A 443-nucleotide genomic window follows, 5' to 3' on the forward strand; every position below is an offset into this window, starting at 1 on the left:
TCCAAGGGCAGCAGTTTGATTAGGAAACAGGGCTTCATTACAATCGCTTTCGCTACTTCGACCCATACGCTGGCCGGTTTATTTCAGAGGATCCAATTGGGCTGAACGGAGGCGTGAACCTGTATGTTTATGCTCCGAATCCGAATGCGTGGATCGACCCGTGGGGCTTGGCTACTAGCGGCCAAATTGGCACCTACGGAAGTCTTAACGGTGGGACAAACGTCGGAGATAATCTGGACGTACATGAGCTTGTTCGACATGAAGCACTGCACCAGATGGGTTGTGCAAAGAAAAAAACCCGAAACAAAGACAATCCGTCAATTGCGCTAGATGGAACGACGCATGACCAAGTGCACGTGCATGAAAATGCGTTGGCGCTGAAACACCTGAATGTTGGAGTCAATCAATTCCAATTTGGACCTGATGGGTATCCAAGTAAACAG

The 443-nt window shown here is 49.0% G+C and carries 1 pseudogene; it reads left to right on the forward strand.

The window, feature by feature from the left end:
• Positions 1–171, forward strand: a pseudogene (locus F1735_RS38645) (RHS repeat-associated core domain-containing protein); the annotation flags it as partial.
• Positions 172–443: the final 272 nt, after the last annotated feature.

Origin of the sequence: Massilia genomosp. 1, assembly GCF_011682185.1 — a bacterium.
GTDB classification, from domain to species: domain Bacteria; phylum Pseudomonadota; class Gammaproteobacteria; order Burkholderiales; family Burkholderiaceae_D; genus Telluria_A; species Telluria_A rubra.